This is a genomic window from Pontibacter silvestris, from assembly GCF_020907275.1.
Lineage (GTDB): Bacteria > Bacteroidota > Bacteroidia > Cytophagales > Hymenobacteraceae > Pontibacter > Pontibacter silvestris.
Genome location: NZ_JAJJWI010000001.1, coordinates 290,912 through 313,623, shown reverse-complemented (window position 1 = coordinate 313,623; position 22,712 = coordinate 290,912). Strand labels below are relative to the sequence as shown.

18 protein-coding genes and 1 pseudogene are annotated in these 22,712 nt (G+C 42.4%); 7 read left to right on the top strand and 12 right to left on the bottom strand.

From position 1 onward, the window contains the following. The first annotated feature begins 42 nt into the window (after positions 1-42). Positions 43-3,201, top strand: coding sequence for an efflux RND transporter permease subunit (locus tag LN995_RS01310; RefSeq protein ID WP_229957611.1), 3,159 nt, complete (start codon positions 43-45; stop codon positions 3,199-3,201). Positions 3,202-3,266: 65 nt separating this feature from the next. Here LN995_RS01310 and arsC read toward each other — a convergent pair. Then, positions 3,267-3,608 (bottom strand): annotated as a pseudogene (gene arsC, locus LN995_RS01305) (arsenate reductase (glutaredoxin)). Positions 3,609-3,761: 153 nt separating this feature from the next. Here arsC and LN995_RS01300 point away from each other — a divergent pair. Beyond that, positions 3,762-4,373 (top strand): hypothetical protein, encoded by a 612-nt coding sequence (locus LN995_RS01300; RefSeq protein ID WP_229957609.1) that lies wholly within the window; start codon positions 3,762-3,764, stop codon positions 4,371-4,373. Positions 4,374-4,434: 61 nt separating this feature from the next. On the opposite strand, the gene LN995_RS01295 is transcribed toward LN995_RS01300, so the two are convergent. Both LN995_RS01295 and LN995_RS01290 read right to left on the bottom strand, forming a co-directional pair. Then, the gene (locus LN995_RS01295) at positions 4,435-5,184 is read right to left on the bottom strand and encodes a metallophosphoesterase family protein (RefSeq protein WP_229957607.1); all 750 of its coding nucleotides are present in this window, start codon (positions 5,182-5,184) and stop codon (positions 4,435-4,437) included. 3 nt (positions 5,185-5,187) lie between these two features. After that, a complete protein-coding gene (locus LN995_RS01290; protein WP_229957605.1) occupies positions 5,188-5,943 on the bottom strand; it encodes a nucleotidyltransferase in 756 nt (251 codons plus the stop codon). Between the two features lie 419 nt (positions 5,944-6,362). Between LN995_RS01290 and LN995_RS01285 the strand changes: the two genes are divergently transcribed. After that, positions 6,363-7,265: a hypothetical protein gene (locus LN995_RS01285; RefSeq protein ID WP_229957603.1), complete on the top strand. Its 903-nt coding sequence runs from the start codon at positions 6,363-6,365 to the stop codon at positions 7,263-7,265. 72 nt (positions 7,266-7,337) lie between these two features. Here the strand turns inward: LN995_RS01285 and LN995_RS01280 are convergent, their stop codons facing one another. After that, positions 7,338-8,120: a glycoside hydrolase family 25 protein gene (locus LN995_RS01280; RefSeq protein WP_229957602.1), complete on the bottom strand. Its 783-nt coding sequence runs from the start codon at positions 8,118-8,120 to the stop codon at positions 7,338-7,340. 223 nt (positions 8,121-8,343) lie between these two features. On the opposite strand from LN995_RS01280, the gene LN995_RS01275 reads away from it, so the two are divergent. Further along, on the top strand, positions 8,344-9,207 hold the full coding sequence (locus tag LN995_RS01275; RefSeq protein ID WP_229957601.1) for a M28 family peptidase: 864 nt from the start codon (positions 8,344-8,346) through the stop codon (positions 9,205-9,207). Positions 9,208-9,350: 143 nt separating this feature from the next. Here the strand turns inward: LN995_RS01275 and LN995_RS01270 are convergent, their stop codons facing one another. After that, positions 9,351-10,472 carry an alanine racemase gene (locus tag LN995_RS01270; protein WP_229957599.1) on the bottom strand — a complete coding sequence of 374 codons (1,122 nt, stop codon included), beginning with the start codon at positions 10,470-10,472 and terminating at the stop codon, positions 9,351-9,353. Positions 10,473-10,656: 184 nt separating this feature from the next. Here LN995_RS01270 and hemN point away from each other — a divergent pair, with 184 nt between their 5' ends. The 3 genes from hemN to LN995_RS01255 all read left to right on the top strand — a co-directional run bounded on the left by hemN (position 10,657) and on the right by LN995_RS01255 (position 13,445). Then, positions 10,657-12,033: an oxygen-independent coproporphyrinogen III oxidase gene (gene hemN, locus LN995_RS01265; protein WP_229957785.1), complete on the top strand. Its 1,377-nt coding sequence runs from the start codon at positions 10,657-10,659 to the stop codon at positions 12,031-12,033. 151 nt (positions 12,034-12,184) lie between these two features. After that, the gene (locus tag LN995_RS01260; RefSeq protein WP_229957597.1) at positions 12,185-12,724 is read left to right on the top strand and encodes a CopD family protein; all 540 of its coding nucleotides are present in this window, start codon (positions 12,185-12,187) and stop codon (positions 12,722-12,724) included. 70 nt (positions 12,725-12,794) lie between these two features. Next, the gene (locus tag LN995_RS01255) at positions 12,795-13,445 is read left to right on the top strand and encodes a hypothetical protein (RefSeq protein WP_229957595.1); all 651 of its coding nucleotides are present in this window, start codon (positions 12,795-12,797) and stop codon (positions 13,443-13,445) included. Between the two features lie 241 nt (positions 13,446-13,686). On the opposite strand, the gene rfbC is transcribed toward LN995_RS01255, so the two are convergent. From rfbC to LN995_RS01220, 7 genes are all read right to left on the bottom strand, one after another. Next, positions 13,687-14,238 (bottom strand): dTDP-4-dehydrorhamnose 3,5-epimerase, encoded by a 552-nt coding sequence (rfbC, locus tag LN995_RS01250; RefSeq protein ID WP_229957593.1) that lies wholly within the window; start codon positions 14,236-14,238, stop codon positions 13,687-13,689. Positions 14,239-14,413: 175 nt separating this feature from the next. Then, positions 14,414-15,700 carry a UDP-glucose dehydrogenase family protein gene (locus LN995_RS01245; RefSeq protein ID WP_229957591.1) on the bottom strand — a complete coding sequence of 429 codons (1,287 nt, stop codon included), beginning with the start codon at positions 15,698-15,700 and terminating at the stop codon, positions 14,414-14,416. A gap of 1 nt (position 15,701) precedes the next feature. Next, on the bottom strand, positions 15,702-16,820 hold the full coding sequence (locus tag LN995_RS01240; RefSeq protein WP_229957589.1) for an NAD-dependent epimerase/dehydratase family protein: 1,119 nt from the start codon (positions 16,818-16,820) through the stop codon (positions 15,702-15,704). A 40-nt stretch (positions 16,821-16,860) separates the two neighbouring features. Next, positions 16,861-18,174, bottom strand: coding sequence for an NAD(P)H-dependent oxidoreductase (locus LN995_RS01235; RefSeq protein WP_229957587.1), 1,314 nt, complete (start codon positions 18,172-18,174; stop codon positions 16,861-16,863). An 11-nt stretch (positions 18,175-18,185) separates the two neighbouring features. Then, the gene (gene rfbF / locus LN995_RS01230) at positions 18,186-18,989 is read right to left on the bottom strand and encodes a glucose-1-phosphate cytidylyltransferase (RefSeq protein WP_229957585.1); all 804 of its coding nucleotides are present in this window, start codon (positions 18,987-18,989) and stop codon (positions 18,186-18,188) included. Positions 18,990-19,496: 507 nt separating this feature from the next. Further along, positions 19,497-20,318, bottom strand: a complete 822-nt coding sequence (locus LN995_RS01225) for a WecB/TagA/CpsF family glycosyltransferase (RefSeq protein WP_229957583.1) — start codon at positions 20,316-20,318, stop codon at positions 19,497-19,499. After that, complete coding sequence (locus tag LN995_RS01220) at positions 20,308-21,702, bottom strand: undecaprenyl-phosphate glucose phosphotransferase (protein WP_229957581.1); 1,395 nt, start codon at positions 21,700-21,702, stop codon at positions 20,308-20,310. Before LN995_RS01220 ends, LN995_RS01225 begins: the two co-directional genes overlap by 11 nt. Positions 21,703-22,712: the final 1,010 nt, after the last annotated feature.

Below are 22,712 nucleotides of genomic sequence, written 5' to 3'. Positions count from 1 at the left end.
GGCCTTAACAGCCTGCGAAAACAAAATTAAGGAAAAGAAGAAATGTCAATAACCGAATTATCCATTAAACGCCCTGCACTGATCATCGTGATTTTTACGGTGCTGGGCATTTTGGGGATCATCAGTTATAACCAACTGAGTTATAACCTGCTCCCCAAATTTGATGCGCCTGTGATGACGGTGGCCACCATTTACCCTGGTGCCGCCGCCGGTGAGGTGGAGACATCCGTTACCAAGAAAGTGGAAGATGCGCTCTCCTCGCTCGAGAACCTGGACAAAATCCAGTCTACCTCGCAGGAAGGGGTTTCTATTGTAATTGTAAGGCTGAAACAGGATGCCGACATAAACCAGTCGGTGCAGGATGCCCAGCAGAAGGTAAATGGCATTCTGGCTACCCTGCCCGATGATGTGGACGCGCCGACGATCAGCAAGTTCTCTACCGACGACTTGCCTATACTTCGCCTGGGCGTAACTTCCGACATGAAGCCTACAGAGTTTTACAAGCTTATAGAGGACCGTATACAGCCTGCTTTGGCCAAAGCCGAAGGTGTGGGCCAGATCCAGATCATCGGCGGTGACCAGCGTGAGATACAGGTAAATGTAGACCCCGAGAGGCTGCGGGCTTACAACCTGTCCATCAACCAGGTAATGCAAACGGTTATCAGCGCCAACCAGGATTTCCCTACGGGTAAGGTAGAAAACACAAACCAGCAGTATAGCCTGCGTGTGGCGGCTAAATTTACGTCGCTGGACCAGATCAACAACCTGGTGGTTTCTTACCAGCCAAACGGCAGCCGCATAACAGTAGGTGACGTGGCCGAGGTAGTAGACGGTGTGGCCGAGCGCACTACCCTTAACCGTATCAACGGACGTTCTTCCATCGGTCTTAGCATCCAGAAACAGACAGACGCAAACGCCGTGGAGGTAAGCCGCTTGGTGAAAGTACAGATTGCCGAGATTGAGCGGATGTATGCAGATCAGAACCTGAAGTTCAGCATTGCCAGTGACAGCTCTGTCTATACGCTGGCCTCAGCCGATGCCGTAATGCACGACTTAATGCTGGCTGTGGTAATCGTAGCCTTTGTGATGCTGATCTTCCTGCACAGCTTAAGAAGCTCCCTGATCGTGATGGTGGCTCTGCCAACCTCAATGATCTCAACTTTTATATTGATGTACGTGGCAGGCTTCTCGCTGAACCTGATGACGCTGATGGCGCTCTCGCTGGTGGTGGGTATCCTGGTGGATGACTCGATTGTGGTACTGGAAAATATTTACCGCCACATGGAAATGGGCAAAGATAAACGTACCGCAGCCCTGGAAGGTCGTAACGAGATCGGCTTTACGGCCATGGCGATTACCTTGGTGGACGTGGTAGTGTTCCTGCCGCTCTCGCTGGTGCCTGGCCTTATCGGTAACATCGTGCGCGAGTTCTCGCTGGTGATCGTATTCTCTACGCTGATGAGTTTGTTCGTGTCCTTTACCATCACACCGATGCTGGCCTCACGTTTCGGCAAGCTCGATCACTTTACCAAAAACACGCTTTGGGGCCGCATCTCGCTTGGCTTCGAGAGCTGGTTCAAAGGCTTGCAGGATAGCTACGGCAACATCCTGAAATGGAGCCTGAGCCACCGCTGGGTAGTTTATTTAGCAGTTGTGGTCTTGTTTATCGGTTCCGTAGCGCTTGTTCCTGCTGGCTTTATCGGTAGTGAGTTTACTGCGCAGAGCGACCAGGGCGAGTTGGTAGTACAGTTGGAGATGGAGCCGCAAACTACGCTTTACCAGAATAACCAAATAACGGCCCAGGTAGAGAAGATGATTATGGAGCACCCTGAAGTGGAAAAAGTGTTCAGTAACGTTGGTTACGGTAGCTCACAGATGTCTGGTACTTCCACCAACTATCTCTCTGAGATTACCGTGATTCTGGTGGATAAAACCGAAAGAGCCGTTGGTATAGACGAGTTTGGTGATCAGTTGAAGGACGAGATCCAGAAACTACCTGGTGTAAAGGCAAAAGCTGCCCCTACCGGTATTACAGGTAACGCCAACAACGCGCCTATCCAAATTATACTTAAAGGTGCTGAGCTGGAAAACGTACAGCAGGCGGCTAACACGGTGCTGAATGTAACGAAAGGTGTAGCCGGCACTACCGATGTAGAGTTCTCGATAGAGGACCCACGCCCAGAGCTGCAGGTGCACATCGACCGTGAGCGTATGGCTGCCTTAGGCCTGAACGTGGCCGATGTGGGAAGCACCCTGCGCACAGCCTTCAGCGGCAACGACGACTCCAAGTACCGCGAAGGCGGCTACGAGTATGACATCAACGTTTCGCTGGACCGTTTCAACCGCTCTAACCTGGAGGATGTAAGCAACCTGACCTTTATGAACAACCAGGGTCAACTGGTTACGCTGAGCCAATTTGCAACGGTAACGCAGGAACTGGGAGCCAGTAAGCTGGAGCGTAACGACCGTATGACGTCTATCTCTGTGAATGCACAGGTGGTAGGCCGGCCAGTGGGTACCGTAGGTGCCGAGATTCAGCAGGCGATGGCCAGCAAAGATTTGCCGAACGGTGTGACGATTGAGTACGGTGGCCAGTTGGAGCAGCAAGGCGATGCCTTCGGTAGCTTAGGGCTGGCTATGTTAATAGCAGTAATATTCGTGTACCTGATTATGGTGGCGCTGTACGACTCGTTTATCTATCCGTTTATCGTACTGTTCTCGCTGCCTGTGGCCCTCATCGGTGCTCTGCTTGCCCTGGCGCTGGCTTTCGAGAACCTGAGTATCTTCTCCATGATCGGTATGATCATGCTGATGGGTCTGGTGGCTAAAAACGCGATCCTGCTGGTAGACTTTACGAACAACCTGAAAGCAGAGGGCATGCCAGTGCGTGAGGCCTTGATCGAAGCGGGCCGCGAGCGTCTGCGCCCGATCCTGATGACAACGCTGGCGATGGTGTTCGGTATGCTTCCGATTGCCTTAGCCTCCGGTGCCGGTGCCGAAACAAAGAACGGTCTGGCCTGGGTAATCATCGGTGGTCTTACTTCCTCGCTATTACTGACGCTGGTACTGGTGCCTTCGGTTTACCTGACAGTGGAGAATGCGATTGGTAAGATCAAGACACGCTTCGGCAAGAAAACTGATGATTTATCACCGTCTTTCAACACGCCAGCTCATGTGATAGCTGAAAGAAATCAAGAGTAAGCTTTAGCTAATAACTAAAGATGACAAACCGGGTAAATTGCTTTAGAAGCAGTTTACCCGGTTTGTTATAAAATAGTTAATACACTTTCAGGCGGTCTTCCTATAGCAGCCTTGTCACCTTTCACCACAATAGGCCTTTCAATCAGCATTGGGTTCGCAGCCATAATATCAATTCACTCTTCATCTGTAAAGCTTTTGCCTTTATAAGTTTCCTTATAAAGCTTCTCCCCTTTCCGCAGTAGTTGTTCTGGCTTTATGTTCAGCTTTTGCAAAATGCTTTTTAACTCATCAGCAGTAGGTGTTTCTTTTAAATACTCTATTACCTCTACTTCCTGCCCTGAGTTCTTTAGCAGTTCCAGTGTCTGACGACTTTTGCTGCACATTTTATTATGATAGATCTTAAGCATGCTCTTCCATATTTGTTGGTTAAAAATATGAAGGATAAGTTTAGTTTCAAAAGTAGATAAGCTTAACTGAAATTTGACATCTTATATGCAACCATATATTATCCTTCTGGATCATTGAATTGTTTCAACTAAATCCACCAAAACAGTATTACTATGAAAAAGACTTTATTGCCGACAGCCTTGCTGTTTCTTTTGCTTCCGGCCATAGCACAGGCACAAGATGAAGAAATTCAGACATTAGGTGGCAAAGCAAATATTACCGGAGCCTATGGTGCTGTAAGTAATAAGTTCTCTAGCATTAACGGCGACTTTGCTAATTTAGTAGGAGGTTATGGGGGCATACTGCTTAACAAAACTTACTTGCTCGGCTTGGGTGGCTACGTAACAGTAAATCCTGTTTATGAAAACATTGCCCCCTTAACAAGAAAGAAAAATGAACTGGTATACTTCGGTATAATGAATGAATATACCTTGCGCCCCAGCAGACTGATACATTTAAGCTTTAGTGCTCTGGCTGGCGCAGCGCTTTGGATAGCTCAGGAACAAACCAGAGAAACAATTAACAATGACTACTGGAACTGGGGCATGACAGAAAGAGCCAAAGGATATGTAGTAGTGGACCCTGGCGTAGAAGTAAACATCAACATCCTTAAAAACCTGAAAATAGCAGGAGGTGTATCTTATAGAGGCATTTTAGGTAATGACACACATAATGCAAGCGAATTTGCCGCTCAGGTTACCGTTAAAGCAGGTAAACTTTACTAATAAACAATGCTCCTGATGCTTGTACTAAGCATCAGGAGCATTGTTTTAAATTATAAATATATTAAACCTCCAGAATATAAAAAGGATACTCATACCCTTGCTGCTCCAGGATTGGTTTAGAAACGTTAAAGACTTTTACACCTTTAGATGTTTCTCCTTCGAGAGTACCAATGTGGGCGTGGCCATGAAAAACAGCCTCTACTTCCCTTCTATTGATTGGTTCTGCCAAACGTGACGAACCCAGGAACGGAAAAATCTGTTCCGGCTCTCCTACCACTGTTGCTTTTATAGGCGCATAATGCAGCAGCACTACTTTCTTAATATCAACGTGTTCGCTGTCGAGGCGCGCAAGGGCTCCATCCAGTTTAAGCGATTCGTCTACTGCTTCCTGTACAAACTCTTTCATCTTCTGCTCGCCAAACATGCCCAGCATAGCTTTATCAAAGCCTCCACCAAAACCTTTTACACCGGCAAACCCTACATTACCAATCACTACACTGTCACCATCCAGCATGTTTATGTTCTCCTGCAGCAATAGCTGTCTAATATCCCCCTGCTGCTCGCGTTCATAATCATGATTACCGAGTACGGCTACAACAGGTATAGAGCAGGATTTAAGTTCTTTAGCAAGCACTTCAGCTTCAGTAGCCCTTCCTGTATCGGTCAGGTCGCCACATAATAGCAGCACGTCTGCTTTCTGCGAAACTTCTCTGAAAAACTCTTCCCATTTCCCCTGATCGGCTTCGCGCACATGTATGTCACCGACAGCGGCTATTCTTGTTTTAGTTGTGTTGTCTTTTGTATTTGCCATTCTTTAAACTGATCTGATGGTTACTACCTTATAGTCCCAATCTGTAATATCGTTTGCATATTGTGTCTGGTCTATCAAAGGACCACGGCATATTTTTTCTAAAGGTATTGGCATATCGTACTGTTCCTGAGCACGATTTATCATTTCATCAAACAGCCACTTCGGAACTATATCCCGCTCTGATGGGTATACAAACTGGAACTGCAGTACCTGTGCCAACAGAAGATGCCAATGTTGCTCCATGTGCATCCAAAGCTTTTTCCAATCAAAGTGTTTACCGCAGCGCAACCAAACGTGGTTAATGTCTGCACCATCGTATCGTTCTCTGTTCTGCACATAAAGCTTAGACCAAACCAATTCTTCGGCAGGAATGAGCAGCACCTTTGAGCCAAAAATCTCACCTTTTGTAGCACGCTCAAACCAAGTGTCGTCTACAATGCAGTGGTTACCGGGGTTGTTAAAAATCAGGTCGACAAAGTGTTCTCCCTTTTTTGCTTTGGCTAACCAGCGAGCATCAGTAAACTCTGTCTCATAGCCGTTTTCAGCAAAGTGTTTCAAAATGCGCGGACAGTCTCCTCCTCTGCAAAACACATCCAAGTCTTTTGTATCACGAATAATACCCGTGTACTGCCTTAGGGCAAAACCACCGCCAACCATGAAATCATCTTTGCTGTTGATTAATACTTTTAAAGCATCACTGTAAAACTCATGGGCAGCCTGCTTATTATTATCATCTTGAATATCTATTACTTTTGTCATAACTCATCTATATCAGTCTCTCTTGCACCCTGAGCTTGAATGATTGCTGGTTACCTTAAAAGCTAAAGCTTTAGCAGCAACAACTTTTTGTACTACTCTAACCCAAAGGGTGTAAGTACATTTACTTATTTGAGCCAACTTGGGTTATATATAATTGGTTTATGAGCTGCAAAAGCTAGTAAAAAGGCGTTGCCGCAGCTTATGGACCTAAAGTAAAAATTGCAATATAAACAGGCTATATCAAGCATCAGTAGCTTGTAAGTACCGTAGAAGAGCAGGAATTTACCATGGCAAATTTTCATTGTGAGGAAGATTTGTTCAGCAAAAACAGTTAATCCAATTTTAGCCAACCACTGTTATCACACTTCGTTTACATAAGTAGAGATTAACTTATAATGATCACATTCAAACTTAAAGCTATGAACAGAAACGATTCAGATCGCTACGGAAACAACAAGGGCAGGTATCAGTCACGACGTTCGGAACAATACCGCCATCCGGAAAGAGACAGAGGCAATGACTTTAGAAAAGGCAGTGACTTTAGCTTTGATGATTATGGTTCATCAGCACGTGGTGGTTATGGAAACGAAAGTTATGGCGGCACTTTTGGCAACCAAGGCAACGAAATGGGCGGCTCCAGAAATGTAAGTAATTACGGCTTACATGATACTTCCAGCACGTCGAACAACTATGGCAACATGGGCAGTTATGGCGGAGCACAGGGGTTTGGTTCTTCCAGAGCTGGTTTGCCGTCACAGCGGGACTATGATTCTGATGTCAACTACAATTTTGACAGCGGCATGGGCTCACCCAGATCTGCCCGTGAACATCACTATAGCCCAGCCGGGCACCGTGCCTATGGCAACGAAAGAGACAGCGATCAGTACAACCGTGGCCGGGGCTCCGACATGGGACTAAGCTCAAACTCAAACAACAGAGACCTTTACGGAAACGACACATCCAGAAGATTCCAGGGCAGTGACCAGGGAAGATATGACTACAACCGTGACGATTTTGACTCTCCAAACTATGGTGGCTCCGAGGGTAAATATATGGGCAGCGGTTACGACCGCCATATACCTCGTGGACAATATGGCTCAAGAGACGGCAACTACGGATCAATTGGCGGATACGATGGCAGAAGAGACCATTACCGGTACAACGAGAGGTATAGGGAGCCTTATGGCGTGAGGAATGACTCAAGTGAAGGTTATAGATATAGATCCGGCTCTTCGGACAATGATTACATTCCTAGCCGAAATCGCAATCGCAGCCTCGACCATGATTATAAAAGAGAGCGTGACTTTGACAGAGACTATTAAACTACAAGTTAACATAAACCTGTAATACTTTTAAAGCTGTCATTTCTAATATTTTTAGAAATGACAGCTTTTTTATAGCTTCTCTTTAATACAAACACTTCTTAACTCGCGCATACTGCCGTAGAACACATTACAATCTACAATGCCTTCTATACCATCCACAGCACCGGCATCAGTATGCTGCCAGAAAGCCAGCTTTACAGTATCATTTCGCTCCAGCCGTGGCTTAGGCACCTTATAATGCGCAATCCATAGGTGGTAATCATCAAAATAACCTTGCAGGTTGTCTACATAAAATTTGTAATTGGTGTAGATAATAGGCTTTGCGCCATAGGCCTCCTCAACCAATGCTAACCATACCTGCAAGTCTTCCCGAAGCTTTTTTTTAGACTTCAGCCCCTTTACCTCCACATCCAGTACAGGAGGCAGGTCTCCGGGTTCCAGGGGTACTGTAGCTATAAAATGCTCTGCCTGCTTTTCTGGTTTTACATGAGGTCTGTAAAAATGATAAGCTCCTCTTATGATGCCAGCCTCACGCGCATTCTGCCAATTCTGCATGAAGTTCTTATCTCTTAAAGATTTTCCTTCTGTTGCTTTTAGAAAAGCAAAGGCAACTTCATTTAATCGTACTTTTTCCCAGTCAATGTCCCGCTGGTAATGCGATACATCTATACCATACACGCTGTAGCCTTCTGGCCAGATAGGCTTTTTCTTCTCTACAAAGATCTCAAAATAAAGCACAAACAGCACCAGCCCCACAAAACCAGCCAGTCCAACCCAGAACAAGACGGGAGACTGTTGCTTCTTTGGTTCTTTCCGCTTATTTCGCTTAACAGGTGCTTTAGCTGTTTTCATTTTAACCTCCAGTACAAAAGTAAAATTTTGGACTTTAATTCACCTCTACTCCCCCCATAAAAGATTCAGCACGTTTAACCTCTTATAAAAAAGACATTACTTTATAGAACTCATGCACTTGCTCGTTTAGCAAAATTCCTACAATCATCGTAAAAGTTACTATCCTGTAACACCAACCTTCAGCATCAAACCAGCTACAAGCCACCTTAAAAATTTGGTAAAAATGAGCAATAGTAAAGAAAGATTATATCAGCACGTGCAAAAGCTTACATCTATAAAACCATTCAGGAACTATCAGAACATGGATTCTTTGAATGAAGCAGCAACTTATATTAAAGAAGAGTTCTCAAAGCTTAATTGTTTAGTTATAGAACAACCATTTGAAGTAAGTGGCAAAACATACAAAAATATTATAGCCACTTTTAATGGTGCAGAAAGTAATGAACGGATTGTAGTTGGGGCACATTATGATGTTTGCGGAGACCAGCCCGGTGCCGATGACAATGCCAGTGGCATAGCTGGTTTATTGGAAACAGCACGACTCCTGGACGAGCAAAATCCTGAACTACATTACCAAATAGATTTTGTGGCTTTTTGTCCGGAGGAACCTCCTTTTTTCGCCACTGAGAACATGGGTAGCGCAGTGCATGCCAGATACCTTCACGAACAAAGCGTAAAAGTAAAGGCAATGGTTTGTTTCGAGATGATTGGCTATTTTTCAGATGAACCAAACTCACAAAGATTTCCGCACGATGAACTGAAGCAATATTACCCTCACACTGGTAATTTTATAGCGGTAGTAGGCAACCAGGAGCAGAAGGCATTTACAGAGCAGGTACGGGACCTGATGCGCCAACATACTACCATTGATGTGCAATCGGTTAATCTTCCTGCTGGTTTTGGCCTGGTTGGTCTATCAGATCATCGTAACTACTGGAAGTACGGCATCAACGCCATCATGATTAACGACTCATCGTTTCTCCGCAACCCACACTACCACCGGAACAGTGACACTATAGATACTTTAGATTTTGACCAGATGGAAGCAGTGGTTAAAGGAGCCTACGCAGCCATTATCAGATTATAAAACCACCCGCACAAGTACTTCATTACCAATGCGGGTGATTAAACTATTATCGGCAATAAACCCTCTGTTCCTAAAGCTTTCGTTAAACGCAAAAAGAGCATTGGTTGACTGCTGCTTTAACTATAGGCAGCAGAAAGAATCGTCTAGTAAACTTTCATCTCATTCATCGGTACTCCCGACAGGTGCTCCAGGCGTTCACCTTCTAAGGTCATGTAGCCTTTCATCAGGTCAGCTGTAAGACAAGAATGAACAGGCAGGAAAAACATCAGGTCACCAATATGGTATTTCTCGAACTGCTCTCTGCTAGCACGTACAATGCCATGCTCCTGCGAAAGAGAAACCAGCTCCAATCCTTCAACAGGCGAAGACCATCCGCTATTTGTCAGCTCTACACCTACCCCATAGTTTGCATTGCCATTCTCTAACATTAAAACATCTTTAGAAAAATGTACACTGCCACCGTAAATAATTATTTCATTTCGGCGTGGGTGCTTGGCTACTACAGGGCAAGCCATACAAACTGCTACGTCATCATAAGAGCATGAACCAATTCGCTGCTGCGTAATGTCATAAAAGACAAAGTTGCCTGGCCTGATCTCATCTACACCGGAAAGGTTTTCCAATATACTACAGGATGGGGTATCACCTATGGAAAGCTGTATGTGAGGGAAACGGCTCTTGTAACGGTTCTTAAGCAATTGCAGCAGGTAAACACTTGTATTATGTATGGTTTGTATAGCTGCCGTATCAGATTGCTTATAAGTGTGTCCATCATGTGCCAGAAATCCTTCAAAACGCAGCATCTTGCAGTTCTCAAAGAACTCAATCAGCCTATCAAGGTCAACATGGTTATGTGGCAGAATTCCTGTTCTACGATAGCCTGTATCGGCCTTAATCCAAATCTTTACCGGATGGCTTAACCCTTCCTCCAGCGCTTCTACTGTTTCCAGATTAACGGCTATTAAGTGCAATTTTACACGGGAAGCCAATTCATTAATCACATCCATTTCCAGTACATTAGCAGGAAAGGCCACCATAATGTCTTTCCAGCCGTGGTTAGCAAAGTAACGTGCCATTTGCACAGAAGACACCGTAATTGCTTCCACGCCAAGATCACGGAACCATTCCCCTACCTGCGCTGACTGATGTGTTTTAAAATGCGGTCGTAGCTGTATTTTATTTCTGTCTGCCTTTTCAACCATTCTACGGATGTTGCTGAGGCATTTATTTTTATCTAATAATAAAGTAGGTATCGTAATTCTCATATATTAATTAAAAACCCAGATAAACCAATTCTTGTGAAGTTATAAATCTTTCGTCAGATAAACACGCCTAACTACTATATTAAGGTGATGAATATCATTTTCTGTGCAATTCCTATTTGCGACTTTTGTTCTGTGCAAAGTTTAAAATCCTTGCCAGTTGAGTTTGAACAAAAAAGATTATGATATGGTTGCGCCTGTTACCTCCACCCCTGCCGAACTATTAGCTAAATATGATGTTCCATCGCCACGATATACCAGTTATCCTACTGTTCCCTTTTGGGATGACAAACCGCTGACACAAGAGCGTTGGTTACGACATGTAAAACATTGCTTTCAGAAGACAAACCAGAAAGAGGGCATTAGCTTATACCTTCACCTGCCATTTTGCGAGCAACTTTGTACGTACTGTGGCTGCAATAAGCGTATTACTAAAAACCATACGGTAGAAGAACCCTATATAGAGGCACTACTACAGGAGTGGGACATATACCTGGCTTCTTTTGGTAATATACCCCGAATAACAGAGTTACATTTAGGTGGCGGCACTCCTACTTTTTTTAGTGCCACCAACCTGAAAAAACTGTTAGAGAAACTATTGGAGAAAGCAGAGCTAACTCCAGAAGCCTCCTTAAGCATGGAAGTTCACCCCAATGCCACTAACAACGAACAGCTACAGGTGCTGTACGACCTTGGTTTCAGAAGACTTAGCGTTGGCATACAAGATTTTGATCCGTGTGTGCAGTTTATCATTAACAGGATTCAGACATTTGAGCAGACAAAAGCTGTTTTTGATGCTGCCCGAGCCATAGGATATACGTCTATAAACGCTGACATTATTTATGGTTTACCACAGCAGACTTCGGAATGCGTAAGCCAGACAATTGCACTCGTGAAGCAACTACACCCGGAACGCATTGCCTTCTATAGTTATGCACATACCCCCTGGAAGAGCAAAGGACAACGCCGCTACAACGAAAATGACCTGCCCAGCCCTGCTGAGAAAAGAGGCTTATACGAACTTGGCAGAAACCTACTTGAAGAAGCCGGGTATGTAGAAATAGGATTAGATCACTTTGCTCTGCCAGAAGATGAGCTATGTCTGGCAGTAAAGCGAGGAACTCTGCACCGCAATTTTATGGGCTACACACCACAGCGCACTGAACTATTAATTGGTTTAGGAGCTTCCAGCATATCAGACACAGGCACTGCTTTTATGCAAAACATAAAGGAAGTCGAAGCATACGAAGCAGCTGTTTTAGCTGGTCAGTTGCCTTTGTTTAAAGGGCATGAGTTGAACTCTGAAGACTGGGTAATACGCCAGCATATATTAAACCTGATGTGTCGCATGGAAACCACATGGAGCTTCCAGAACCAATCCTTTTTTACTGATGCTCTTGTGCGGTTGCAGCCTTTAGCTGAAGATGGTCTTGTAGAGTACAGCCAAAAGCATGTAAGAGTGTTGCCTGCCGGCAGGCCGTTTCTGCGCAATATCGCCATGTGCTTCGACACTAAACTTTGGAATGCTAAACCTGCCACACCAGTTTTCAGTAAATCTGTATAAAAAGACATGTTTTAAAGAGGCCGCAGTTACTATCCATGCCAAAGGATAAGTACTGCGGCTTTCTTTTTGGCAGGCTATCAACAGGAACAAATCCTTAATTAAACCATTTAATACCGTTACCTTTGCAGAAGCAAATAATTCTCTGAAAAAGATGAGCTTCTTTTACATTAAAGCTTTACATATCATATTTGTGGTGACTTGGTTTGCAGGCCTTTTCTATATTGTGCGTTTGTTTATATATTATGCCGAAGCTGCTGAAAAGTCTGAGCCGGAACGCTCCATATTGTTCAAACAATTTAGCCTAATGCAGAAACGCCTATGGTATGGTATTACCTGGCCTTCCGCTGTGCTTACACTTATTTTCGGACTGACTATACTGCACCTGTATGGCTCCATCCCTTCCTGGCTTGTCTGGAAACTTTGCTTTGTTGTGGGGTTATACGTTTACCATTTCCTGTGCCACCATATTTTTAAGCAACAACAGCAGGGCGTTATTAAATACAACTCTACCCAATTACGCATCTGGAACGAGGTGGCTACGCTCTTTCTGATTAGTATTGTTTTTCTGGTAGTTCTAAAAAGTTCCTTGAGTATGCTTTGGGGAATAATCGGGCTTATCCTGTTCTCTGCTATGCTGATGCTGGCGATTAGGATTTATAAGCGGTTGCGCGAACCTGGCGAAAGAGGTTAAGCAAGCGGCAATTTTATGTACATCTGCAAGAGTTCTGCATATTTTGTACCTTTGATAAAACCACACACTTATGAACCAACCAGCACTGAAGCAAAACGAGAGAGAACTAATAAAACTAATCCGCTTTTTTAGCAAAAGAGCCGGACAGCTAATGCAAACAGGAGAGCTAAGTGCAGAACACTCACAATTAACGGAAGCCTGCCAGAACCTGGAGACACAGCTTTATAACCATGCCAACAACCGGTCAGCCATTTTAGATAAACGGGAGCGGCTAGAGAATATTATTGATGATAATGCCGCTTGCCCAAAATGTACTAAAGCAGACATGCTGAAACGCACTGGAAGCACTACCACAGAACACGGCTGGAAAATTAACACGTATAAGTGCCGTCGCTGCAATACCTCTTTTACCTGGAATAAGCCCAATAACCCCTGGCACATGGTAGAGTTTCTGGAGATGTATATAGCGGAATTACAACAAAGCCTTCTTACAGAAGAAAACGCAGAGCTACGCAAACATGTTGAAGCTGCAATTGTGCAGCTAAATGATAGCTTAAATCGTTTACGCCCTGTACTGGAAATCTCTAATGAAGAAGTAGTGGCTCTTCATCAAAAGGAGCAGGAAATGGATAAGCTTATTCATCAATTTAAAAATTACCTGCAGATCGAGAAGATCAAGATCAATAATCACTATGAGTATCCTGATTCAGCTCAGGAATAGAGAGTGGAATGGTAGAAGAAAATGGCTTTGCTTATGGTGTTGTGGCTACTGCTTATCCAGCTACAAAAAACACCTTAGTAATATTCGCCTATTTTATGCCTTTTATCCAGAAGAAAAAACTTGAGTGCCTGCCGCCGAGGCAAATATTCATAAAAGGCTAAAGCCGATGCTAGAGAAACCTTCTTAACCTACTTTCATCATCAACACCTTTTAAGAGCAGCTTAAGTTAGAGCAACAGATCTTATTCTCTAGACTCATAAAGTTGGCCTGCAAAGTCTGCATGAGCTTTATCTTTCTCTGAAACCAGCTGAGGCTCCAACGGCCATTCGATTCTAAAAGCAGGGTCGTTCCAGCGGATGCCCTGTTCAGCACCAGGTGTATAGAACTCTGAAACCTGGTAAGTTACTTCTGTGTTATCTTCTAAAGTCAGATAGCCGTGAGCAAAGCCTTCAGGAACGTATAGCATGCGGTAATTATCTGCGGTTAACTTTACCCCCAGCCACTGCTTGTATGAGTCAGAACTAACACGTAAATCTATAATAACATCAAATATAGCTCCTCTGGTACAGCGCACCAGCTTACTTTCTTCATGGGGCTTCACTTGATAGTGCATCCCTCTCAACGTACCTTTCTTTGGGTTGAAAGATACATTTGTTTGCAATACCCGGTCAGCAAGACCATGCTCCGTCATTTCGTTCTGGCACCAGGCTCTGGCAAAGAACCCTCGCTCGTCTTCTATTTTTTTTAACTCAATTATGTATGCTCCTTTTAACTTTGTCTCTGTAAAAATCATACAAGCTGTAATTACTTTATGGGTATCGTTATAGCTGAAATGCAGGTAATAGTAATACTGCTACTGATTCAGACGTTATTTGTTAGCAGGTAACTACATAAATAATAGCAATGGCTAAGAGCTCAAAACTTTTCTTGTGACGTTCAGCCATTCCATCTGTTTATGCTGTAATATATTATGCAGAAGTATCTCCAACTACTGAAGCTGGTAAGTCAGCTAAGGTATAACGGAAGTCGAACAGGCGCTTGCTTTGCAGTAAGTCTTTATTTTCTTTGAACTCTGGCCATGCGGTTAGCAGTACCAGGTCGTCTGCCTGCTCCACAATATCTTCTAAAGAACCTACATACTTAATTGGGAAGTTATACATCTTATCAAAAATCTCATTAGCCATAGGGTCATAGGCAACAATATTTGTATAGCCTTTCGCCAGCAGCTTTTCAATGATAAACTTACTAGGTGTTAGACGAACATCATCTGAACCGCTTTTAAAGGCAAGGCCAAGTATAGCTATGGTGTTTTCTTTTGGAACAACAGCTGCAATTTTTTCTGCTACAAAGTCCTTTATCTCTTCATTAATCTTCAGGTTTCCTTCCAGCACTTTTGGCTCAAAGCCATGGTCTTTCGCAATGCTGTTGAGGGCAGCTGTATCTTTGGGTAAACAGTAACCGCCATAGCCACAGCCAGGGTATACATAACTTGCCATGGCGGCAGGTGTACCATACCAGCGCTTATCCTGGTGCAGTATCTTAAAAGCTGTCGGCACATCAATATCTCCAATATGATCGGCGATCATAGCCATCTCGTTAGAGAAACTGATCAGCGTAGACAACAGCGTGTTGGAAAGGTACTTGATAAACTCTGCAGAATTATAACTCACATAATGCACAGGAGCATTAAAAGGGATGTAAACCTGGTTCAGAATCTCTTTGGAGTCTTCATCTTCCACTCCTATTACCACCCTGTCTGGATTCATGAAGTCGTTCCAGGCATGGCCTTCGCGTAAAAATTCCGGGTTAGATGCTAAACCTATGGGCTTGTTGTAAGCTCTGTTCATCTCCTCTACAAAAGGCTTTACTTTTTTTGAGATAGTAGACGGAGGAACTGTAGACTTGGTAACAATAACTTTAAACTCCCCCTCGCTTGCTTTAAAAACACTTTCTACGGCGCTAAAAATATAAGACAAATTAGCACTTCCGTCTTCGTTACTTGGTGTGCCCACACATATAATTACTGCTTTGCTATTATTTACGGCTTCTTCAAGCGGAGCGTCCACAACAAAGTTATTGCCTAATTCCTCCCTCAACGCCTCGTCCAGGTGTGGTTCGTAAAAAGGGATGTTATAGTTGCTGATACTGTCAACTCTTTGTTTGTCGAGATCAATTCCATATACTTTAAAGCCTTTCTTACTAAAGCCTAAGGCTGTTGTAAGGCCCACAAAACCAAGTCCGAGTACTGTTATCATACTATACTAATTTACCTCTGTTTATATGTAAAAACTCTAAAAAGCGGGCAATGCCATCTTCTACATGCACCGACGGGTTATAGTCCAGCAACTGCTTAGCTTTGCTGATATCAGGGCAGCGTCTGTTAGGGTTATGCGTTAGGTATTCTTTGTCTTCCGGTTCCTGGAAAGTTATTTGCCCGCTATAGCCCCATATTTCGTTTCCTTTCCTATTAAATATCTCTGCAAACTCCCGCACCGAAAGCTCAGGTTTGTCCATACCTATGTTGAACACATCAAACTTTCCATGCAGCATCACCTTCAGGTAACCAGTAATGGCATCTGAAATATAGCAGAAAGTACGGGTGGGTGTGCCGTCAGAGAAAATTTCAAGGTCGCGCCCCTCCACAATAGCTTTGGCAAAGTCAGCAGGCAGCCGTTTGTCGTTTATGTTCATACCTGGGCCATAGTTATTAAATGGCCGGGCTACCCCAATTGGCATCTTGTGCTTTTGTGCAAACAGATAGCAAAGTGTCTCTCCAAAACGTTTAGCTTCGTCGTAACAGGCACGTGGACCAATAGTGGCTACATTACCTCGATAATCTTCTTTTGTAGGAATGAACTCAGGAAACGGATCTCCATATATTTCGCTACTGGAGAAGAACAGAAATGCTTTTACAGATTTTTCAGCATAAAAATCAAGCAGACGACGCAGACCGGTTATGTTCGCATCTACGGTTTCAATAGGGTAAATACGATAAAAAGTGGGCGATGCAATAGACGCCAAATGTAGGACCACGTCAGCCTCAGCAGCACCTGAAATATCTGCTACATCATCTGTTATAACGTTAAACTCATGTAAAGAAAAAACCTCCGGGTTACTACCTATCAGGTCATCCAGCCAGTCTTTCGTACCTGTCAGAAAGTTCTCCAGGGCTATTACTTTCTTTAACTGTAACTCCTCGGCAAATGCAGCAAAGAAGTGCATAAAGTAATAGCCCAGAAATCCTCCACAACCTGTGATCAGCACTGTGGAATTTCTAAGTTTATCTTTTTCTGCGGCTGAAAGGTTCTGAAAAATGTTTTCCATGTCTTCCTGCAAAACCTTATTAGTCTTTTTAGCCGCAACAGTATTCTCCATAGATATAGGTTATTCGTTCTTTATAATCTCTTTCCTGACGCTATGCTGGCACGTTCTCCTTATAGTGTTCAGGGAAAAAAGTTTTTAGCTGTTCTTTGTACAGGCGCTGTACCAAATTTTCCTCTGGTAGCTCTACATCATCAAAAGTAATTACATGGTCCCGTGGAAGATCGCGCTTGACAACTGCACCCTCAGCCAGCCCAACAGGAAGCAGGTTCTCCTGACGAGCTGTTGGCGCATTTTCACACTGCCCGTAATAATCGTATCCGCCAATGCCATTCAGCTTCTTGCCGGCTTTCAGTTCTGTTTTAGCCATGGTGATAACCTCTACCACAGGACCAGCAATAGGAGCCATGATAATGTCATTGAAAAGCACCATTCTGGCAATAGAATGTGGAATCTCGAAGTAAATAAGGTGGTATGGTGTATAGAAACTATAAAGAGGCCCCTCTCCCAGCTTACCATAGTTAAGGTAATGTTTTGTTTTAGGATCGGTGGTGGTGGCATATACAAAAACGCCTGGCCCAGGTTTAGGCCCCACTACATAGTCAACAATGCCTCCCAAGCGCTCCAGTTCTTCGGCATCGTACATAGTCACCATGTCATCAATGTGCCCTTTGTAATGATAACCAAGCATGCCGCGTTTAGCAACTCCCATTCCGGTAGCATTTGCCACACATGCCTGCTCAATAGATATCTTAGTTCCGTCTGCAAAGGAAGTTACCATTTCTGGTGTCAGGTGCCATTGCGCTGCAAAACCTGCCTGCGTTGTTGGGTTACGGTAAAAGTCCTGCAGCCCTTTAATATTTCCGCACAGCACAGGCTTCAGACCTATGCTTTTTACAAAACGGTAAAGATTCATGATAACGCCCGGCTGATCGCCATCGCAGCCGCTTAGCATAACACCAGCTTTATCGGCATATACCTTTAAGATAGGTCCAAGTGTGGCATCAACTTCCGGGTTAAACATAAGCACATGTTTCCCATTCTCAAATGCTTTCAGAATCAGGTTAGCTGCATATTCTATAGTACCTGTAGCTTCAACTAATATATCAAGTCCGTTTACCTCACACAGTAGTTCTGCATTAGTTGTTACAGCATAGCCTCCTTTATCCAGGCAATGCTGCAATGCTTCTAAATCCTCACATACTTCCGCTTTGGTATCAGTGTACTCATAAGCATCAATCGCTTTGCTTAAAGTTCTGTTAGCTATTACAGCCACCTCCATGCCTGGTGTGTATCGCATGATTTGGTTAACCATACCTTGTGCCATCTCGCCGGCACCAAACACGCCAACACGAATAGGGTTTCCTTCCCGCTCACGGGCTTGTAAATAGTTATCGACTATAATCATAATGTAAAAGTCTAGTTAACAGCCTCGGATAATACTTTATGCCAAACATTCCATGGTGCTTTTCCGCTTTGCCAAAGTTCTTCCAGCACATTCTTATCCCGCAGGGTATCCATTGGCTGCCAGAAACCTGTATGCCGATAGGCAGATAGCTCTCCTTCCTCAGCCAGCATTTCCATTGGCTTACGTTCCCAAACGGTACTATCATCTTCTATATAATCCATGACACCCGGTTCTAAAACAAAGAAGCCTCCGTTAATCCAGGGCATATCGCCACCCTCGGGCTTTTCCTTAAACTGGTTTACTTGTTTTGCTTCAGCAGATAGTGTGAATGCTCCAAAACGACCAGGTTGCTGTACAGCAGTAAGAGTAGCCAACGTGCCTTGTTGCTTATGAAATGCTATAGCTTCGGTTATATTCACATCACTTACTCCATCTCCATAAGTCAGGCAAAAGGTCTCGTCGCCTATGTACTTTCTTACCCGTTTCAAACGTCCGCCTGTCATAGTGCTTTCGCCGGTGTCTACAAGCGTTACTTTCCAAGATTCTGTATGGTTCTTATGTACTTCCATACTGTTCTTGCGCATATCAAAAGTTACATCGGAATTGTAAAGGCAGTAGTTGGCGAAATATTCTTTTATAATGTGTCCTTTATATCCACAGCAGATAATAAATTCATTTATACCGTGATAGGAATATATTTTCATTATATGCCATAAGATAGGCTTTCCTCCTATTTCTACCATTGGCTTTGGTCTTACACCACTTTCTTCGCTTATCCTGGTGCCAAAACCACCAGCAAGTAAAACTGCTTTCATAAGAAACGGGTTGGGGTAACATTCAATAATTTAATGCTAGCAATAGCTTACATTCTGTCAGCTACTGAGTAAATACGCGAATCAATATATTTTGATTTAACATATTTATTTTTTTGACACTTAATAAAGTCTGGCCTCAGGTAAAACAGAAGAACAAAAGATTAAAGACAGTAAAACCAAATAACTCAACCAACATATCATTCAGGTAGTTGTTACAGGCCAAGCTTCTATCAAAATCTGATATACTGTTACTGTTTAATTAGATTTAAAACTGTGCAACAAGCCAAAGTTGGGAAGCTAAGAGACCTCATAATGAACAGCCTGCTTCTCCTTACAAAATGAAAATACAAAAGCACCAGATAAAGGACACTAACTAAATTGTGTCTGATGAGTATCTTTCAAAGAAAGAACCCAGAACTTTAAGCACTGTCTATTAGCTCTAATGATATAATTTTAGACTACTAAATAATCTGATTCTGATTCATCAGATACAGCCTAATACAAGAGTTATTCCGGAAGGAGCTTATTACTTTTGTTGGTTTTATGTTGCAGTAATAGCTTCAATACTAATAGGATAAACATACTATTGGTGATCAGGTAGCGCTTCCACAGGCGACGAGGCTCCAGCCACAATCTATAAGTCCACTCCAAAGACAAGTTCCTAGCCCATTTAGGCAATCTTTTTTCCAGTCCTGCATACGTCATAAAGGCCTGCCCTACCCCTAACATACAGGCGTTTACCTTATCTTTATGCTCCTGCATCCATCGCTCCTGTTTAGGGCAGCCCAATGCCACAAATATAAGGTCGGGTTTAGCCTCATTTATCATATTTATGATAGCTGTATCTTCTATATGAGACAGCTTACGGAACGGCGGAGAAAACGAACCAGCTATTTTTAAAGCAGGAAATTCTTCTTTAGCCTTCGAGACTAAAGTATTTAACACGTCATCTGTGGAGCCATAAAAAAAAACAGACTTACCTCTGTTAGCAGCTTCCTTCAATAAACGGGGCAACATGTCCATGCCCGCCACCCTGTCCTGCGACTGCCCGTAAAGCATATGTATCAACTTAGAGACTGGGCCTCCATCGGGCGTAGCTACATCAGCCTCATTAAGTAACTTGTTAAACTCTTTATCATGATAAGCTTCCATCAGCATATGTACATTGGCAAAGCATACATAAGATGAAGGCTTATTTTCGGAAAGCCAGAATATATGATTTACAAATTCATCAAAAGTACCGACCGATATTAAAGATGTTAAGACCTTATACTTCTGTTTTAATGGTGGTTCTTGTTGTAATGTGGGCTCAGGTATGTTAGTAAGCATTTTTCTCTCCTTTGATCATATTCCAAACTGTCAGAAAGATAATTTTGATATCCATCATAAAACTCCAGTTTTCCATATACTGCACATCATACTCTACACGCTTTTCCATTAGTCGCATGTCTTTTGTTTCTCCACGAAAACCACTCACCTGTGCATACCCTGTAATACCTGGCGTTACAAAATGACGCATATTATATTTCGATATAAGTTTAGAATAGTGTTCCAGCTGTGATACCAGATTCGGACGCGGACCAACCACAGACATATCTCCTAAAAGGACATTGAAAAATTGCGGCAACTCATCAAGACTTGTCTTTCTAAGGAACGCTCCTACTTTAGTTATGCGTGGATCATTTAAAGTAGCCTGTAACTCAGTACTGTTGTTTACAGACATTGTCCGGAATTTGTAACACAAAAAAAGCTTGTTTTTCTTTCCGGGGCGTAGCTGTCTGAAAAAAACAGGCCCTTTAGACTCCAGCTTGATAAGCAATGCTATTACAGGGAAAACTATTGGAAACACTAACAGAATAACAGCCAGCGAAAAGGCAATGTCGAACACCCTCTTAGCTATACGATTAGGCACATGCACAAGCGGCTCCTTACGTACACTTATGATAGGCATATTGTGGTAAAAGTACATGTTCACTTCTTTCTGTACAAGACCACTAAAATCAGGCACTATTCTAAAGTAAATAAAGCTTTCGTCAGCAAAATTCGTGAGTTCTTCTATATGTTTTCTGTTATTTAATGGAAGTGTGTAATAAATTTCATCAATATTGTTTTGCAGGCAATACTCTTTTAAATCAGACAAAGAACCTTTCACTTGGTTGTAACAGAGGCTTTCTTCATCAGGATCATCATCAAAAAAACCCATAAACTTGTTGCCAGGGTTATCATCTCCTTCAAAAGTATGCAGCAAAGACAGGGCCGTCTGGCCTGTACCTACAATTACGTACCGGGAGTAAGCCATGTCGGACTTTGTAAAGAAGCGGTTCAGTTGAAACAGAAGAAGCCGGCTTGTACCAATAAGAAGAGCTGCGGAAATGTAGGTGTAGAGTAACAACAAGCGGGAAAGCTGCTCCAGGTTAAAAACAACAATGCAACTTGCCAGTAGAAAAGCATGCAATATAAAGGCATTGATTACATTTGCCAGTTTCTTTTCTATTGAGAAAAAACCATCTACTCTAAAAATAAAATTCTTAAACCCGGATACTATCCACCAAAAAATAGCAAACAGTATAAAGAATACATTGTACTGGTAACCCATTAATAAATCACCGTACCGGAAGTAGTTAGATATTTTAAAAGCAAAAGCAATCAAAGTAATATCTAACACCAAAAGGATAACTCTATTTAAACTATAGTAATGTCGGTACCTACTCATGGCGCATATATAACTAACTTAACTACTTGCCCCTCAAGTCTCCTGTTTATGGCTGACAACTCAACAACAAATAATTGTTATTTTCAATAAAAACAGAACAAAGTATTACTAAACCACCCTGTGAACCTCTTTTATCAGAAGCTTAATAACCTTTATTCAAAACGAAACTGGTTGCTGTTTAAAATCCTAGATAATCTTATTTCCATTATCCTTGGTAGCTATCCACAAATACGACCAAATCCAGATAATGTTTATCATTATTCATATATACCAAAAGCAAATATTCTGGCATGACCGCTAATACTAACAACTACAGTAAATCATTCAGCCTAAATCTTTAATAGTACCTCATCTTCAATTAAAATATAAATAATATTATTTATATATAGAATAAAACCTTTATATGCTATATATAAAGGTTTTATGCTATACCCCAGCCGCAGTTTATTATATAATATTTAAAGTTATTTTTTTGATTTTTCAGACTCGGTTTTCACTGAATAAAATTGTAATTATTTATTTATTCTTAACATTAAATAGAAAATATATAACAAAAGGATTAAATCAAGTTCTTATTACTTTATTAAAGCTAATACTTATATGTTAAATCCAATTACAAAACACTAATCAAGATATTTTAAAATGATAATATTAACTTTATCATATACTTAACTATGAACTTTTTAAACAGAAAAAACTTTTGCATTTCTAGCCATATTACTAGATTAGCAGAAAATATACCACATGAAGGCTGAACATAAAATTGTTAACTCAAGAATAATATTTAATATAGCAAATTTCACATGGCAGTTTAATCCACATAGATAAATACAAAATATGGATAAACTTTATACACCACAGTCATTGCATTTAATTTTGACAGATTAGTTGCCAATTTTAGTTCATAAATAGAACTAAACAATTTAAGCAAAACATATTATATATAAATATAAGTATATAAATATTGCATAGTAATTAAAACCCGCACAGATTAGCTGTCCCAGATGCTC

Bases quoted from the DNA above. Each gene is read 5' to 3' on its own strand.
- LN995_RS01245 (WP_229957591.1), bottom strand. From the start codon at position 15,700: ATGATAACAGTACTCGGACTTGGTTTTGTGGGCCTTACAACAGCCTTA.
- LN995_RS01225 (WP_229957583.1), bottom strand. From the start codon at position 20,318: ATGCTTACTAACATACCTGAGCCCACATTACAACAAGAACCACCATTA.
- LN995_RS01275 (WP_229957601.1), top strand. From the start codon at position 8,344: ATGAGCAATAGTAAAGAAAGATTATATCAGCACGTGCAAAAGCTTACA.
- LN995_RS01290 (WP_229957605.1), bottom strand. From the start codon at position 5,943: ATGACAAAAGTAATAGATATTCAAGATGATAATAATAAGCAGGCTGCC.
- LN995_RS01220 (WP_229957581.1), bottom strand. From the start codon at position 21,702: ATGAGTAGGTACCGACATTACTATAGTTTAAATAGAGTTATCCTTTTG.
- LN995_RS01240 (WP_229957589.1), bottom strand. From the start codon at position 16,820: ATGGAGAATACTGTTGCGGCTAAAAAGACTAATAAGGTTTTGCAGGAA.
- LN995_RS01235 (WP_229957587.1), bottom strand. From the start codon at position 18,174: ATGATTATAGTCGATAACTATTTACAAGCCCGTGAGCGGGAAGGAAAC.
- rfbC (WP_229957593.1), bottom strand. From the start codon at position 14,238: ATGATTTTTACAGAGACAAAGTTAAAAGGAGCATACATAATTGAGTTA.
- LN995_RS01260 (WP_229957597.1), top strand. From the start codon at position 12,185: ATGAGCTTCTTTTACATTAAAGCTTTACATATCATATTTGTGGTGACT.
- LN995_RS01295 (WP_229957607.1), bottom strand. From the start codon at position 5,184: ATGGCAAATACAAAAGACAACACAACTAAAACAAGAATAGCCGCTGTC.
- LN995_RS01270 (WP_229957599.1), bottom strand. From the start codon at position 10,472: ATGAGAATTACGATACCTACTTTATTATTAGATAAAAATAAATGCCTC.
- LN995_RS01300 (WP_229957609.1), top strand. From the start codon at position 3,762: ATGAAAAAGACTTTATTGCCGACAGCCTTGCTGTTTCTTTTGCTTCCG.
- LN995_RS01310 (WP_229957611.1), top strand. From the start codon at position 43: ATGTCAATAACCGAATTATCCATTAAACGCCCTGCACTGATCATCGTG.
- LN995_RS01255 (WP_229957595.1), top strand. From the start codon at position 12,795: ATGAACCAACCAGCACTGAAGCAAAACGAGAGAGAACTAATAAAACTA.
- rfbF (WP_229957585.1), bottom strand. From the start codon at position 18,989: ATGAAAGCAGTTTTACTTGCTGGTGGTTTTGGCACCAGGATAAGCGAA.
- hemN (WP_229957785.1), top strand. From the start codon at position 10,657: ATGGTTGCGCCTGTTACCTCCACCCCTGCCGAACTATTAGCTAAATAT.
- LN995_RS01285 (WP_229957603.1), top strand. From the start codon at position 6,363: ATGAACAGAAACGATTCAGATCGCTACGGAAACAACAAGGGCAGGTAT.
- LN995_RS01280 (WP_229957602.1), bottom strand. From the start codon at position 8,120: ATGAAAACAGCTAAAGCACCTGTTAAGCGAAATAAGCGGAAAGAACCA.